Annotated in this window: 10 protein-coding genes, 1 tRNA gene and 1 other RNA gene; 1 reads left to right on the forward strand and 11 read right to left on the reverse strand. The window is 58.7% G+C overall.

Translation table 11 applies throughout. The annotated features are described in order from the left end of the window. Position 1: 1 nt before the first annotated feature. From DWV32_RS05530 to tadA, 10 genes are all read right to left on the reverse strand, one after another. Positions 2 to 5443, reverse strand: a complete 5442-nt coding sequence (locus DWV32_RS05530; protein WP_117757510.1) for a hypothetical protein — start codon at positions 5441 to 5443, stop codon at positions 2 to 4. Between the two features lie 3 nt (positions 5444 to 5446). Further along, entirely contained in the window at positions 5447 to 6094 is a 648-nt protein-coding gene (locus DWV32_RS05535; protein ID WP_117757511.1) for a hypothetical protein, read from the reverse strand. An 88-nt stretch (positions 6095 to 6182) separates the two neighbouring features. Next, on the reverse strand, positions 6183 to 6947 hold the full coding sequence (locus DWV32_RS05540) for a SipW-dependent-type signal peptide-containing protein (RefSeq protein WP_117757512.1): 765 nt from the start codon (positions 6945 to 6947) through the stop codon (positions 6183 to 6185). A gap of 71 nt (positions 6948 to 7018) precedes the next feature. After that, positions 7019 to 7576: a signal peptidase I gene (locus tag DWV32_RS05545; RefSeq protein WP_316242589.1), complete on the reverse strand. Its 558-nt coding sequence runs from the start codon at positions 7574 to 7576 to the stop codon at positions 7019 to 7021. A gap of 748 nt (positions 7577 to 8324) precedes the next feature. Further along, positions 8325 to 8480: a hypothetical protein gene (locus tag DWV32_RS10230; protein ID WP_158566088.1), complete on the reverse strand. Its 156-nt coding sequence runs from the start codon at positions 8478 to 8480 to the stop codon at positions 8325 to 8327. A gap of 84 nt (positions 8481 to 8564) precedes the next feature. Continuing rightward, the gene (gene bilS, locus DWV32_RS05550; protein WP_117757514.1) at positions 8565 to 9116 is read right to left on the reverse strand and encodes a flavodoxin family protein BilS; all 552 of its coding nucleotides are present in this window, start codon (positions 9114 to 9116) and stop codon (positions 8565 to 8567) included. A 322-nt stretch (positions 9117 to 9438) separates the two neighbouring features. Continuing rightward, complete coding sequence (locus DWV32_RS05555) at positions 9439 to 11298, reverse strand: ABC transporter ATP-binding protein (RefSeq protein WP_117757515.1); 1860 nt, start codon at positions 11296 to 11298, stop codon at positions 9439 to 9441. Then, entirely contained in the window at positions 11299 to 13161 is a 1863-nt protein-coding gene (locus DWV32_RS05560; protein ID WP_117757516.1) for an ABC transporter ATP-binding protein, read from the reverse strand. A 479-nt stretch (positions 13162 to 13640) separates the two neighbouring features. Next, an RNA gene (ffs, locus tag DWV32_RS05565) (signal recognition particle sRNA small type) lies at positions 13641 to 13736 on the reverse strand. A 442-nt stretch (positions 13737 to 14178) separates the two neighbouring features. Further along, the gene (tadA, locus tag DWV32_RS05570; RefSeq protein WP_117757517.1) at positions 14179 to 15960 is read right to left on the reverse strand and encodes a tRNA adenosine(34) deaminase TadA; all 1782 of its coding nucleotides are present in this window, start codon (positions 15958 to 15960) and stop codon (positions 14179 to 14181) included. Positions 15961 to 16011: 51 nt separating this feature from the next. Between tadA and DWV32_RS05575 the strand changes: the two genes are divergently transcribed. Further along, a tRNA-Ser gene (locus DWV32_RS05575) sits at positions 16012 to 16101 on the forward strand. Between the two features lie 3 nt (positions 16102 to 16104). On the opposite strand, the gene DWV32_RS05580 is transcribed toward DWV32_RS05575, so the two are convergent. Then, positions 16105 to 16689, reverse strand: a complete 585-nt coding sequence (locus DWV32_RS05580) for a TetR/AcrR family transcriptional regulator (protein ID WP_117757518.1) — start codon at positions 16687 to 16689, stop codon at positions 16105 to 16107. Between the last annotated feature and the right edge of the window lie 176 nt (positions 16690 to 16865).

Consider the following 16865-nt stretch of genomic DNA (forward strand, 5'->3'; position numbering starts at 1 on the left):
CCTAGTCCTCCCTCCCCAGCGTGCCGTTTTCCCAAACATTCTTGGCACGCGAGCCGCCATCGACCCATTTGTCCTTCGCGCGCGTGTTGACGCACGTCACCATCGCATCGCCCGCGCTCGAAGCAGACGAAATCGTCAGCTCGGCAGATTTACCGGGCGCCTTGCCCGGCGTGCTCAGCTCGCCCTCGTAGCGCCATGCCCAATTCGTGTCTTCCTCGACGGTATAGGTGCCCGTCGGCGCGGCAAATTGCACGCTGCCGACATACCAGGTCTCGCCGTCTTCGTCGCGCCTCTCGCTAACTTTCACCTCGACCATGCGCGTCTCGGCAGGAGAACCCTCCGACGCCTTTCGCGTTACCTTAAAGCGGAACGTTTGCCCCATTGCGCTGGCGTCGGTAGTCTTTTTAACGATCGTCAGCGCATGAGTCTGGGCAAATTTGAACACGGCATTACCGGGACCTTGCTCGCCTTCGCCTGTCTTCTTGGACTCCAGGCGGTTGACCAGGTCGAACGAGCCGCCACCCGAACCCAGACTGTAGAGCGAGACAAACTTGCCGTTCACAGGCTTTTCCGCCGCAGAAACGCCCTCTGCACCAGGGCCGTAGCTTGCCTGCGTTACCGTAACAGTCAGTTGCGTCCCCATAAACGGCTTGGCAAAGCAGACCTTAAACGGCGCATTGTCGGCACTGTCACCGACGGTGTTGGCCGCGGCGGGATCGAGCAGCCACTTAAGCTGCGCGGTCATAGTTACGGGGCTCGCGGGATCAGACGTATCGTTGGCAACCACGCGATACGTCACAGGATACAGGTCCATGTCACCCTTGACTGGCTCGCCCTTGAACTCATCCCAAGACTTTGCAGTGCCATCGGCACCCACATATCGCCACTCCAAGAAGAGCTCGCGCTTATCGCCATTGGCAGCAGCCTGTTCATCGAGCAGCGCGACGATCTTGGAGTGGGCGTCCGGGTCGTACGCCACGGATTTTTGCTCCATCACAGGGTTGCCGCTCTCGTCCATTTTGGGAACATCGACCGTGTAGACAAAGCCAGGCTTACCGTCCTGCGCGCGCTCGTCGCCCGAATCGACCGTCGCCGTAAAGATGACCGCCCCGTCGACGCTGTGATAGCGCACCTTATACGGCGTGACCTTGTACACCGCGGTATACGTCGCGCCCTTAAAGGGTTCACTACCCTCGAGGGGATACTTATCGTCTTCGGTCATCAGAGTGTATTTACTATCGGATTCATAGTCACGCGACCAGCCGACAAAGTCGTACTTGGTGCCATCCTTGCCGACAACCTCAGCTGTAGCTCTTACTTCCAGCGAAATTTGATCGCCAGAGTCGGTGCGCGAAAGAGAACGCACGGCATAGGGATCATCCAGATTAGCATCGATATTCGATTGGACAATTACCGCGCTGGCACGGTAGACCGGGTACAGCTCCATGGGGGCGTTAACCACAGTGTTTGTATTCACCATGGGGAGGCCGTCCGACCAAACGACATAACCGTTGCCGGATGCCGGTTTAGTTTCCGTCCAGCCTACGAAGGCATTGTATGCGTTCGTTGCAGCATCGATGTCGCCAACGTTATACGTCGGCAGCGGCATGCCATCCTTAAGGCTGCCGAGAGAATCGCCCTGCTGGGCTACCTTACCGTCCACATCCCTGGCATTGAGATGGTACACAACCGCCAACGGCGAATAGTACGCCACAAATGTATAGGCCCCACCGGGTTCCACCTGATGGGAATACGAGTTATCGCCGTTAGGTTCGATGTCTTCAACTTCGCCATTCGGAAGCTCGATCTCAACCTTCTGCAACTTATACAGCTCACCGCCTGCTTTATAAACCGGAGTCGTGACGTCAGGGGTCACCGTTGCCGTAGCAGGGTCGGTGCCCGCGTTGATAACGGGATCGATGTCGTACCTAGGCACATTAACCTTGTCCGTGCCCTTAAAACCGGCGCGATACAGGTTGGTGGTGTACCTAACATCGTACTTCGCGTACACCGGATAGGCATCCTGCCACTGGGTGACCTTAAAATCTGGTTTCACCAGATACGGTTCGGCCTTATCCGGGTCAGAAGTGGTGAAGGAATCGCCCTCGACATCGTAGATATACTTCCAGACGTCAGAACCCTTCTGGACCTCGGCGGTCGAAATCCAGCCCAGGAACTTATAGCCCGGCACCGCCATCTCGGCATCGGTCGGAGAGGCTTCGAGGGTCAGGGGGCTCTCATACGATCCCTTCTCACCATCTTCTGGCTTTTCGGCCACTTTAACCGACTTATTAACATGCGGGTAGTAATACGTGAACGTCGGATCCGCCCCGTTCACCTTGGTCTGCAGCAAGTTACTCTCATAGCGCCGCGTGGCAGTCCTCACGACATTATCGCCCTTGTTGTAGAAATTAACGTCCGTGGTAATCATCGCGCGAACGTAGTACTTCTTATCTGTACGCACCATGCTCTCGATGGGATTTTTCACATATGTCCAATATTCACCATCGCGCTCAAGCGTCCAGAAATTCAGGAGATAGCGATCATTCACCGGTTTGACCGTTACGTTCAGCGAAGCCGAAGTCCAAGTATCGCTTAGCGTTGCAGCGCCTGGAAAATCGGTATCGGCATAGAGGTTTTTTAGAGTATCGGCTCCCGTATCGTTTTTAACGTTGTGCGAGTACGCGTTAAGGGGACTCACGACAAGGGTTTCCTTCGTGAAGCGCGTGCCACACGTTTCATAACTATCCTTTATACCGTGGTCAACATGCTCCGGGCCCCAGTGGACGACGTTTTCACGCACGAAGGTACTACCGACGTTTTCCTCAAAGGGCGTTTGATAGCGATTCCAAACGGAACAAAGTAGCTTGCTGTCCGTAAACTCATGGTTGGTATAAGCCCGAACGTAATAATCCACGCGGTACTCAAAGCGGGCGATGTAGGTATGCGGCGCGGTTAAATCGACATCGGCGGGGAGCGTATAGCTGGGATCGCGGCTTACGCGCACCTCGAGCGGGGCATCCTCGGTTCCCTTGTTTTCGTACCAACCCAGGAAGCGGTAGCCATCGGGCAGCGAGCCGCCTTCGGACAAGGGCTTGTTGTCCACGCCGCGCACCTGCACCGTGTAAACGCTGGCCCCATCCTCGGCAGTCTGGACATCGACATGAGTGTTGCCCACGTCGACACGCTGGGTCGCATCTTCAAGCCCATCCTGCTCATTACCCTCGAACACCGTCATGATGTTCGAGACGTAGTCGCTGTACACCGGATAGAAGTCGGTCGGACCGACGACGGTGATCGCCGCATCGGCGGGATAGAACGCGTTTGCGTTTTTAAGCTCGGCGAGCTGGGTCGAGGTAATGGCCGCATAGCCGCCGTTCATCCCAGCCTCGCCGCTCGGCTGCGTCGTCCAACCGATAAAGGTGGCGCTGGGAGACAGAGCGCCGCGATCCGCAGGGGCAGCCGGCGTCAGGCTAACACCATAGCGGTACCAATCCGCCGACCTGTCGTGCGCAGCACCGCTCTGCCAATCGAGCGTTTTGCCCTTGACGTTATAGAACAGCACTTGCGCCTCGTACGAAGCGATGAACAGGTCGTTGCCCTTAAAACCGTCGGCCCCGTTCGCATTATCGGCGGTATAGGTCGACGTTTTCTCGTGCGTCTCGTTCTTCTGGACCTGCTTGCCAGCAGCCACAGCATCGGCATCGGTCTTGCCGTCAAACCAGCTGTTGTCTTGTCCAATTCGGTTCACACGCACGTCGGGCTCGCGGAACCAGCCCATAAAGCGGTAGCCGCCGTTGGCCTCGGTCAAACCCTCTGGCTTTGCGGAGGTATCCTGCTTAAACGTTACCGATGTATCGCCCTGGGCCAGGCCTTGGGCCGTTCCCGCCAGCACGGCGCTCACGGCAAAGGCGTACGGATCCGAGGTCGCCTGGTCTTTGCCAAGTTTGGTCTTCTCGATTGTCGCGGTGCCCGCACCGGGAAAATCGATCGTCGCCTTAACGCTTTGGCCATGCACGGGAATTTTCAGCTTGTAATCCATCGCCCACTCATTGGGGTGCGGGGCACCCAGGGCCTTGTCGTTAGCGGTCGAGCGCATGGTGCCGGCACAGAAGTCGTAGTCGTGCTCTTCCCACAGCTCGCGCGTGGTGTAGCGTTCGTCATCCCACGGACCATAGCCATCGCCCTTGATGATGCCGTCGCCGCCAAACGAGGGGATTTTCTTTTTGGCAGGGTTGCCCTGGCTGCTGCCGTTTAGGCTCACGCTCGGCTTAAAGTAGCATTCGGTAACCGTGGCGTCACCCTTGTTGGCGCGCGCAGCAATACCGCCCAGGTTCACATCGTTTTGAATGATGGGGATCACGGCGATGGGATTATACTGACGCGAGCTCAAGTCACCCGCAAAATGGCTTCGGACGAGCTCGTTGCCCTTTTCGGTTAGAATACGACCCGCCAAGCCACCCGTCCACGCGCGCGTCACGGCGACGACGCCCACGTACGACGCGGCATAGCTGTAGCACTGCGCCGTCGAGAAGCAGTCGATAATCTTGGCGTCACCCGCCATACAGCCCACAAAACCCGAGGCATACACGTTGTTGCCGCCCAGGGCGCCAATGGCCACGTCGTACTTATTGGTGACGTCGGTCATGCCAATCGAGCCATCGTCTTTGCGCGTAGGCGTAACGCGGCAGTACTCAATCGTCGAATTTGTAACGTAGCCGGCAAACGCCGCCATATACAGACCCTCACCGCCGAGCGCCTGCACGCCCGAGGTCGTGTTGTTAACGGCGCGGCCACCACGTACCTCGCAGTTGTAGAGGGTGCAGCCGTCGAGCTCGCCGGCGATGAGACCGCCCTCAAAGCCTGCGTTGGTAATGAGGTTGAGAGCATTGTTGGCGCAGGTCACGTGCAGCGTGCTCTCCATGACCATAACGTTTTCGAAGCGCGTATTGACGGCCTTGCCCACGATAATGCCACCGCGGAAGTCCGCCCACACGTTGGCGTCCTTGACCAGGAAGTTTTTGATGGTGGCACCGTTGGTCTCGGCAAAAAATCCCGTATCGCGCTCGGGGTCAAAAGCGTCTTTATCGTAGTTCAGGCCCTCAACGGTGTGGTTTTGACCATCGAACACGCCCTTAAACGGATGCTCCTTGTTGCCAAACGACAGATGCTTAACGGTGTTTGCAACGATGGCTTTCATGTCGTCGCTGTCGAGCTCAATGTCGTTATCGAGATAAACGTGCCAGCCGGACGTATCGCGCTCGCGCGACAGCGCCACACGCGACAAAAAGTCAGCCTCGTTTTTGATGTGGAATTCGTTTTTGTTCTCGGGCACGTCCTCGGCATGCACCACCGTTGGCAGCGCCATAACGCAGCAAAGGACAATCGCTGCGACGGCAACCAGCCTGCTAAGCATGCCCCGGTTTATGTTCTTGATCTTCATAGGCTAGTTCGCCTCCGGCCAGCCCACGACGTCAAGTACGTCGAGGGCGGTGTCGCTTGCCTGCTGGTTTTTGGCCTGCACGGCCTGAACATCGATATCGAGCCTGAATGAGCCGCCGCGCGCGGCATCGTGGTAGTCGCCCACAAAGCGCAGCGAGTCCATGAGGCTTTCCGTCATGGCGCCGGGGTCGAGCATGCCGCCACGCCCGGCCAATCCACGGTAGTAGTACCACCCATCGCCGCCGTCGATCCACGGGGACCCCTCGTCCGCGTTCACATGAAACGCAACGCTGCCCGAGGCATCCGCACTCGAACCGTCGGGTGCCATTGACGTCATGCGTAGACGAGCGCGAACGTACTCAGGCTGCGCGCCGGCGTTCTCCACGCGCACAATGCGGCTGATGTCAGAGCCACTGGCCTTGGTGTCGGGATAGTCCCCGTGCTCGTCGGCCTCAAACGGAATCTCTTCGCCTTGCTCGTTGAGGGTGTATTCGCAGACTCGTACCTTCACGCTGCCAAACGATAGGACGTTGTTCGCCGGAACCATATCAACGGTAAAAGCCAGCGTGCCGCACAGGCACGCCAGGGCCAACAGCGCCATCGCGGCAAGCGCCAAGGTGCGTTTCTGATTGTCGGAAAGATTGTTGAGCATTACGTTCGCCAATCGTCGATAAAAGGGGGACCGAGATCCCGGCCCGAATATAGGGGTGGGGGCGGGCCGAGATCTCAGTGGGGGGATTTTAAGCCTGAGCCTGAGTCTTAGCCCATTCCTTGGCCTGCTTAAGGGCATTCTGCGCGTCAGCATTTTCACCCTGCTCGGTGCCATTCTGGCCCGCGCCAAAGATGTAGGCAGAGACCGTCATCGTGGGAGCCTGTTTCGGGTCAGTAGTAGTCTCGACAACATCGGTGTTGTTCATGGCAGAGGGAATCGTCACGGCAGTGAAAAGCTCATCGGTATAAACGTCCTGCGCTGCTTTGTTGGCTTCGAGCTTTGCAGGCAGGTTCTCTGCGGCAGAGTTCTTGGAGTACATAAACAGACCGCTCACGTACTGGTTGCCAGAGTTGTCAGATTGGTTGGTCTTGACTTGACCCTCAACGGGCTTCCAATTCGTATTTTTGAGCGTAAAGTACGGGGTCTTTTCAAGGCTGGTGCCAGGCTTGACGATGGCATTCTTTACGTAAATGAATACGTATGCATCATCAGAGCCAGCCTTGATGCCGACATTGGGGTTCTTGGCCACAGTGGCGCCAGGTACCATCTTGGAGTTGGCAACCCACTGGGTCTCGAACAGGTAGGCCTTTTCAGTGTTCGGATTATCGGGGTCCGGTTTCTCGGGATCGGTCGGATCAGGCTTGTTTTCCGGGTGGCCAAAGCTACCCACCGTGAACACGTTGTCAATGTGCTCCTGCGCCGTCAGCCATGCATAGGTACCCACGCCGGCGGCCAGCACCAGCAGCAGCAAGGCGGCAATGATGCCGTAGCGTTTTTTCTTCTTGTTTTCCATCGTCCTCTTCCTTTCGAAAATCGACTTCCCCGGCAACGGCCCTTGCCGTTGCCGACACCTCTCCCCTGCCGCTATGAACGCCGCTCCCTCGCATGCGCGCGGGCATGCTTGCCCGCAGGCTCGTCGGGAACCATCCGATCGAGCACAATCGACGCCGCGACCAACAGCGCCAGAACGGCCACCACAACAAGCAAACCGGGCATCGTCGTGCAATATGCGTTAACGAAGCCCAGGTAAGGGACACAAAAAGAAACGACGCCGATCACGCGTGAAAAAGGCGTCTGCTCGGCGTCGTGCATGATGGTTCCATCTGCATTTTTGTTTGCGATTCCCTGCGTGCTGATCGTCTGCGCCACAGGGTCGACCTCGTACACCTGGTGAGTCACCACGGCGCCGTCCGATCGGTAAAAAGTTGCATTGTCGCCCATGGCAATATCCGTTGGATCAACCTGGTAAACAAACACCATGGAGCCGACGGGAAGCTCGGGTTCCATAGAGCCCGAAAGCACTGCATAGGGCGTGTATCCAAATGCGCGGGGAGCAAAAGAAACAACGGCAAGGGCTATGACAAGCGCGAACGCCAAGCTACTCAAAAGCGTAATAAATCGTTTGAGTCTACGCGCCGTCAAAGTGATAATTCATCCCCCTTGAGGACCTATTCGACCCATCCAAAGGTCAGCAAGTTTCAACAGGAACCGCAAGGCGCTTGAAAAGTGAGTCCGAAATAAGCCAATTTGGAATCTTTTCGTAATAAAAACATAGCAATGTGCTACACATTTTTCAATGTTTTGTCGCTAAATGCTACTTATTTTGGCGTAAGTGGTCATTTATCCCCAAATTAGTCTGTTTTATCCAATATCTGTGACTAACCCCCTACGCAACTTCCCCATAGAGGGATCATTTTTTTGCGAAACTAAAATAATGGTACCCCCCCCCACATTAAAACAAACTGCTGGAAGCGCCATTTATTTCCGACCCCTTTTACTGGAGTTTTATGACAACCTCATGTAGTTCGCAGCCCATAACCCTCTGAAAACCGTGTCCCAGAATTCGCTTGCGAAATGGGATGCGGTTTCCGCTTGCGGCCCCGTTGGGAAGCCGCATCCCACTCCGATCACAAATCCCGGGTCGTACTTTCCGCCAAGACCCTCAACCGGAAAGCACATCCCGTTTCTCAGCCGAATACTGGGATGCATTTTCCACAGAGCCCCTCAACCGGAAACCACATCCCATTCCAAAGGCAAATTCCGGGACACGGCTTCCGCAACCCCGCCCATCCGGAAAGCCCATCCCACTCTGGATACATTTGGGTATGGAATTATCAGCCACCTGCTAGGCCTAGGTTCTGCAACGTGGCGCCCGCCCGGCGGTGTCTTACTACATGAATCCCATCGGATGGTGCGTAAAGAAGCCCGGGCACGTTTTGTAGCCGTACTCCATCTGCCTATACATCCAGCTGATACAGGAGACCGTATCTTCCAAAACCGACTCATCGTCCGGATGATGGAAAATGTCGCCCCAGACGCTTGCCACGGCGCACCCCCGTGTTAAGAAAAAAGCCTCGAGAATTTCGAGGCTTTCACGTTTGTATTATTTCGAGCGCGCGACGGCGATTATCTACTCGCCCAGCACAGCCTTCTTGGCGGCTGCGGCCATGTTGTCAAGATCTTCCTTGGTGGGATGGTCCTTCGCGGCAACCCAGTTGTCGAGCAGCATCTTAAAGCGGGCGTTTTCGGGATCTTGCTCAAGCATGGCCTCGTAGCGCTGCTTGACCGCGGGGCCCATCTTGCCCTGGCACATCGCCCAGCCCGCAAGCTCGGCATCATTGGCCAAGTTAGACGATACGCGGTCGATAATCTGCCTAAAGTACTCCTCGCTGGCACCAAAACCGCAAGTGCCAAACAAAAAGACGCGCTTGCCGTGCAAGGCAGAGAGCAACGCCGCGACCGAAGGCGTGCACGCGCCCTTGTCACACCAAAAACCGACGAGCACCGTGTCGGCCGCGCAGGCGCCCTGCGCCTCGAGCGCAACCTGATCTGCATCCGCATCGTCACTCAACGCCGCGGCATGGACAAACTCAACGCCCGCAGCCTGCAGAGTGCGCTTGATCGCACCCGAAACCATCCTGGTATTACCGCTCTTGCTGTTAACCACCAAAGAGCACGTCATAGTCACGTTGCCTCGTTTCCCCCGAAACTCGAGCCATTAATGCAATTTATTAGATGAATATCTTAGTACTAACGTGACAGATGTAAACCACCGTCTGTCGATTGGCGACGCAGACGACATCTTTGGACAGATTTCGAACAGTCTGTACTTCGGATTGAAACCGCCGCAGAACGTTTCACGAATGGCCGAAAAATGTTTCACAAAACGCCGTCAAATTGTGCCACGGAGTATCGTCAAAATGTTTCACGCGCTGGTAGAACGCTATATAACAAGATCGCTCTATGGGACAAACAAACCTGATTTATTTGCCCCACGGGCTTGCTCACTGGGCGAATTGGCTACGATAAAGCTCGGCGTAGAAGCCGCCTGCCGCTAGCAGCTCGTCGTGCGTGCCGCGCTCGATAATCTGGCCGTCGCGCATCACCAGAATGCAGTCGGCGTTGCGGATGGTGCTCAGGCGGTGCGCCACGACAAAGCTTGTGCGACCTGCCATGAGCTCGTCGAATGCCGCCTGAACCTGCAGCTCGGTGCGGGTATCGATACTCGAGGTCGCCTCGTCCAGCAGCAGAATCGCCGGGTCGGTGAGCATGACGCGCGCGATGCACAGCAGCTGTTTTTGGCCTTGGCTAAACGTGCCGCCGTCCTCGCCGATCACCGTATCGTAGCCGCCTGGCAGCTGCACGATAAACTTATGCGCATGCGCGCGCTTGGCGGCCTCGATAACCTGCTCGCGCGTGGCATCCGGGCAACCGTGAGCGATGTTGTCCGCCACCGTGCCCTCGAACAGCCACGTATCCTGCAGCACCATGCCAAAGGCGCGGCGCAGGCTCGCGCGCGTGTAGTCACGCGAGGAGCGACCATCGACCGCGATGCGCCCAGCATCGATATCGTAAAAGCGCAGCAGCAGATTGATGAGCGTCGTCTTGCCACAGCCCGTGGGACCGACGAGGGCAAAGCGCGTACCGGGTTTGGCCTCGATGCAGATATCCTGCAGCAGCTTGCGGTCGGGCACATAGCTAAAGTCCACGTGTTCAAAGGTCACCTCGCCCTGCGGGGCGACAAGCTCCACGGCATCCGCCGCGTCGGGCTCCTGCTCGCGCGCATCAAGCAACGCAAACATGCGGCGCGCCGAGGCGTACGCGGTCTGGATCTGCGTGATGACGTTCGTGACCTCGTTGAACGGCTTAGTGTACTGGTTGGCGTAGGACAGGAAGATCTGCACGCCGCCCACCGTGAGCGCCGACGGCACGCCCGTGATCACGCCCACGCAGCCGATCACGGCGACCACAGCGTAGATGATGTTGTTGATAAAGCGCGTACCGGGGTTGGAAAGCGAACCCATAAACTGCGCGCGCTCACCTGCCGTATACAGCTCGGCGTTGAGGGCATCGAAGCGCTGCTGAGCGCTCGGGCCGTAGGCAAACGCGTCCACGAGCTTTTGCTCGCCCACATACTCCTCGATATGGCCGCCGAGCTGGCCTTGAATGCGTTGCTGGGCCGTAAAGCTCTTGTTGGAGAGCTTTGCGATGGCGCCGGCCGCAAAGATGGAAAGCGGCGTGACGAGCACCACCACGAGCGTCATGGTCAGGTTGATGGAGAGCATAAACGCGAGCGTGCCCACAATGGTGATAACGCCGGTAAAGAGCTGCGTAAAGCCCTGCAGCAGACCATCGCCCACCTGGTCGACGTCGTTGACTACGCGGCTCATAAGGTCACCATGGGCATGGCTGTCGATAAAGCTGAGCGGCATGCGGCTTAGCTTGTCGCTCGCCTCCACGCGCATGTCGCGCACTGTCTCGTAGGACAGGCGGTTGACGCAGTAGCCCTGCAGCCACTGGAAGGCCGCCGCGCCCACCACGACAATCGCAAGCTTGGTAACGAGCGGCAGCAGCGCGTCAAAGTCCACCTGCCCGGCGGCAACGATGAGGTCGATACCCTCGCCGATGAGGATGGGCGTATAGAGTTGTAAGATCACCGAGATGGCAGCGCTCACAAACGACGCCGTAAACGAAATGCGATGCGGACGGACGTAGCCCAGCAGGCGGCGAGTTACCGCGCCCACGGGGTAGCGCTCGGGGTCGCCGGGCTGACGCGGGCCGTCACCCAAGTTGTTGAGGTTATCGTTGCCGGACACGTTGGCCGTCATCGTGGCGACCGAACCGGAAGAAGTATACGGATTCATTTAGCAGCCCTCCTTTGCGCAAGTGGATGCCGGGGCAGCCGGGGCGGACGCGGGACTTGGGACGGACGCGGGCGTCGCGCTCCCCTGCTGACCCTCGAGCTCCTCGCGGCGCAGCTGCGACTGGCAAATCTCGCGGTAGAGCTGGCAGCTTGCGTACAGCTCGTCATGCGTGCCCAGGCCCGCGACCGAGCCGTGATCGAGCACGCAGATCATGTCGGCGTCGCGCACGGTCGAGACGCGCTGGCTCACGATCACCGTGGTCAGCGGCAGCCCACCCTCGGCGGCACCGCGCATGCTTCGTTCGCGAATGGCATGGCGAAGCGCCGCATCGGTCTTAAAGTCGAGCGCCGAGGCGGAGTCATCCATAATCAGGATCTGCGGCGAGCCCACCAGAGCGCGCGCAATGGTCAGGCGCTGGCGTTGGCCACCGCTGAAGTTCTTACCGCCCGCCTCGACCGGAGCATCTAAGCCCTGCTGCTTGTTACGCACGAACTCGCTGGCCTGCGCCATATCGAGCGCCGCCCAGAGCTCCTCGTCGGTCGCCGACTCGTCACGCCAGGTCAGGTTACTGCGGATGGTGCCGCTCACCAGCGACGCGCGTTGCGGGACGGTCGCGACCACATGGCGCAGCTGATCGAGCGGCCAGGCACGCGCGTCGGAGCCCATCACGCTCACGCTGCCGGTGCTCGCATCGTACAGGCGCGAGATAAGCGAGACGAGTGTGGACTTGCCGCTGCCCGTGCCGCCGATAACGCCGAGCGTCTTGCCCAGTGGGAGTTCCAGGGTCACATCGTTGACGGCATTTGCCGCGCCCGCGCCAAAGGAGAAGCTCGCATGGTCAAAGCTCAGCGCGGGAACTGGGGCGGCATTGCCCGGCTTGGGCAGCGCGACCGGCTGGTTGCCCTCGTCGGTGATGCTCGGCACGCAATTGAGCACCTCGTTGATACGCGACGCACTGGCGCTCGCCTTGGTAAAGACCACAACCAGGTTGGCGACGTACACGATGGAGGTCAGGGTCTGCGTCATGTAGTTCACAAACGCCATGACCTGACCCTGCGTGAGCTCACCCACGTTGACCTGGATGCCACCCACCCACAGGATGGCGCACACGCCCAGGTTCATCACCAAAAACGTGACGGGATTAAGGATCGACGAGAGCTTACCCACCGCGATGGCAGTATTGGCCTGGTCATCGGCAGCTTGGGCAAAGCGCTCGCGCTCGTGGTCCTCGCGCACGAAGGCGCGAACCACGCGAGCGCCTGAAAGGCCTTCGCGGCAGATAAGCGCGATGCGGTCGAGCTTTGCCTGCAGCTGCTTGTAGTAGGGAATGCAGCGCGCCATGACAAACCAAAACACCAGGCCGATGGCGGGCGTGCAAATCAAAAAGATCATGCCGAGCTTAAGGTCGATGGCAAGGGCCGCGACCATGGAGCCCACCGCCAGGAAAGGCCAGCGGATGAGCATGCGTACGCCCAGCGCCACGGCAAGCTGCACCTGGTTGACATCGTTGGTGATACGCGTGATGAGCGACGGCGTGCCAAAGCGATCGAGTTCGGCATAGCTCAGCTTGTTGATGTGCTGGTAGAGTGCGCCGCGAATGTCAGTACCCATGCCCTGCGAGGTCAGCGCCGCCATCTTTTGGCAGACGAGCGTAAACGAGATACCGATCACAGCCATGGCGCCAAGTACCATGCCATAGTGGACGACGGCACTCACGTCGTGCGCACCGATACCTTTATCGATCATCTGGGCAATCACCAGCGGCGTCAGCAGGTCAAAGATCACTTCGATCAGCTTGCACGCAGGGCCAATCACCATATAGCGACGAAACTTACCACCAAAACGCCTGAGCAGCTCAATCATAAAAAGGCGCTCCCTATCATCATCTCTCTTCAATCTGATTCATGATAGTACGGCGAACCCTGAAGATGCGTAAGCAACTCGTTACAGAAGAGTCTTGAGCGGTGGTAAAAACCGTCACTGTTTTGGCGCAGTTAGCAAGCGACATAACGCCAGGGATTCAATTATCAGATAAATGTGACCCTTCAGGCGGTTTTGGTCGGCTACCCGCGAGTGCCGGCAGGGCGTTTGGTAGTCGAGCGATTCCGCAGGCAAAGCCGAGGACCAGCGAGACACCACTCCATCACGCCCGGACCACGTGGCCGCCTATGTTTTGGCAAAGCCGGCGAGCGCCACCCAGAGCGAACAAGTTGGCATGAAAAAGGCAAGGCATAGACCTTCTGGTCATGCCTTGCCTTTTGAATGACAAATTGTCGCTCTGGGTGGCGCGCAGCGTCGAGCATTGCGCGGTTTGGTAAAACCGCGCAAAAAGAAAGCCCGTGCGCTCGATGGATTCGGATGCCCGACAGAGGCTCCTTATGGCTGCTTCCTTCCGGACCTGACCAGATTCGGAACATGTCGTCATCCGAACCCATCGAACGCGCTAGGCGCTCGATATATCTTACCCGCTCCCGCCCGATGGGGCAAGGTAGCTAATTTGGGACGAGGCTTTTTTGACTACTCGGGCAATCGGATCGGCAAGTAGTCAAAATCGCCCCGTTCCAAAAAGACTGGTCTGACGCTGTGCCACGAAAGTGGCCTATCTACTACGTTTAGGCCGCAGGGGTCAACCATAGCCGGCTTTTTCGAAAACCGGCAAGCTCTCTACCTGCGGTTTCATTTTTGCAAATTCCGAGATGGTCGAGGGCGGCCGGTTAAACGTAGTAGATGGCCGCATTTTGTGGCGGACGGTCCGACCCAAGGCACAAGGCGGCCAGCCTCGGATGACCATTCACGAAGTTGCGGTGGAATACGGACTGAATTGGCCCCTTAAAGGCAAAAACACTCCGTATTTCACCGCAACTTATAGAGAGATAGGTTTTAGACACGGCCGAGGTCGTAGGCTTGGGCGGCTGCTTCACCGGCGCAGATGAGGTTGGTTGTGGCCTCTTGCACGCCGAGCGCCTGGTCGAGGGGCATGGGCTTGCGGCAGATCAGAAGCACCAAGTCGATGCCCTGCCCATACACCGCATCCAGGTTGTCGGCACGACCACCTACGACGGCAACAACCGGCTTGCCATAGCGCTTGGCACGGCGGGCCACGCCCACCGGCGCCTTGCCGGCGGCAGACTGCTCATCCATGTTGCCCTCGCCCGTTATGACCAGGTCGACATCGCGCACGTGCTCGTCAAACCCAATCAGATCAAGCACCGTCTCAACGCCCGAACGCAACTCGGCACCAAGCGCCAGCAACGCGGCGCCCAGACCGCCAGCGGCACCGGCGCCGGGCACGCCGAGCACCGAGCCAAACGTCCGCGCGCCCTCGGGCACGCGCAGTAACCCCTGGGCCCGCGCCTCGGCAATCGCCGTATCGAGTAGGCGACCGTAACCGACCATCCAGCCGTCGTACCCGCCCAGCGCTTCGACATCGTCTGTCGGCAGGCCCTTTTGCCCGCCAAACACCGCAAGTGCCCCGCGACGCCCCACGAGCGGATTCTCGACATCGGAAAGCACGACGATGCGTGCGCCGCCCAAAGCCTGCAGCGCTGGCGCCAAATCAACGCTCGCCACCTGCTCAAGGCCCACAAGACCGGGGGCGATATTGCAGCCACACTCATCGACAAGGCGCGCGCCCAGCGCCTGCAGCATACCGGCGCCACCATCGTTGGTGGCGCTGCCGCCCAAGCCAATATAGATAGTCTTTGCCCCGGCACGAACCGCACGGAGCATCAGCTCGCCCACGCCATAGGTCGAAGCCGCAAGCGCCGACGACTCCGTGCAAGGCGAGTACCCGATGCCCGCGGCTTCGGCCATCTCAATAACAGCCGACTCGTGCTCGACATCAACCAGCATCCGAGCAGGCACACGCTCGCCAAAGGGCCCTGCAACCTCGCAGGTCACAATCTCACCGCCGCGCGCGGCAACGGCATCGAGCGTTCCCTCACCACCATCTGCCAGCGGCAACGTGGCCACTTGGGCATCGGGCCATACACGGCGCACGCCTTCGACAACGGCCTCCTCCGCCTGTGCACTCGAAACGCTACCCTTAAAGGAATCGATCGCCAACAGCACACTGCGGGGCCGGCGGCACGCGGCACCAAAATCGACCGCCGTGCCAGCATCCTCACCGGCACCCGCAAGCGCTGCGGCGTGAGCGGCATGTGCCTCAAGATCTGCCCCACAACCGCAGCCAGCACCAGCGGTGCCACGCAGCCCACTAAAATAGCTGCTCAACACCTCACGACACTCATCTGCCAGCACGCCGGCGGTCACATTAAACCGATGATTCAGGCGCGAGTCGGCATTCAAATCGTATAGGGATCCCAACGCGCCCGCCTTGGCGTCGCTCGCGCCGTACACGCAGCGCCCCACGCGCGCGTTAACCATAAGCCCCGCGCACATGCAGCAGGGCTCAAGCGTCACGTAGACCGTACAATCGGAAAGGCGCCAGCGACCGAGCGACTGCGCGGCGGCGCATAGGGCCGCAAACTCGGCATGCGCCGAAGGGTCCTGGTCAAGCTCGCGGCGATTATGCGCCCTCGCGACGATCTCACCCGCGCGCACCACTACGGCACCAATCGGCACCTCGCCCACCGCCGCGGCGGCACGCGCCTCCGCCAGTGCCTCGCGCATGAACTTCTCATCGATTCCGGTGCTCGTCATCGTTCGCCTCCCCTGTTGCAAATCCAAAACGATGCTATCATTACGACTCACGGAGAGATGGCAGAGCGGTTGAATGCGGCGGTCTTGAAAACCGTTGAGCGCGAGAGCGTTCCGGGGGTTCGAATCCCCCTCTCTCCGCCACTCTTAGTGACTCACCGGCGTCATAGTCCGCTCGAACAGCGCATCGACCACGTCGGCGATTTCGGATCGGCGCTCTAGTACGTGGCCCGATTCCCACCACATGGTAAAGAGCCGAATAATGCCGCCGGCGACAAACTCAGACGTTGTCTCGAGCGATACGGGCGCGAGCGCATCCTCGTCAAGCGCGCTCATCACGCGCCCGCGTATGGAGCGCGCGATGCGGTCGCAAATCATGCTGGTCAGCATACCCGACATACTGCTCGCCAAAATGTTATCCATGAGCTGCTCATGCGCCAGAATCAGATCCATGGCATCAGCGAACACTTCGTGGCGAAGCGCTCGCACGTCCTCGGCGCCCTCCGCGCCATCCGCATCGGCTCGCTTTTGCGGTAGGCCCGACATGAGTTCATCGATATAGAAGGCAAAGTAATCGTTTTTGTCGCGGAAGTGCTTGTAGAACGTCGTCCGACGAATCATAGCGCGGTCGCACAGCATGGCAACCGTCACGTCCTCAAACCGATGCTCTTCGAGCAGCTCAGTAAAGGCCTCGAACAGGGCCCGATAGGTTTTCTTGATGCGAAGGTCCATACGTATCGCCCTCCTCAAGGAAAAGACAGCGCTCACTAATCTGTCGCATATCTTACACCTGTATCGCCCACCCTTGGCGAATGGCCTCACCTTGGTGGAAACATAACGCTTACCGGAAAGTTCGCCTTGATTCTCATTTTCATTGCAACAGCCTCAGGACTCAGCGCAACGCGTTG

The organism is Collinsella sp. AF04-24, from assembly GCF_003465685.1.
Classification (GTDB): Bacteria; Actinomycetota; Coriobacteriia; order Coriobacteriales; family Coriobacteriaceae; genus Collinsella; species Collinsella aerofaciens_AP.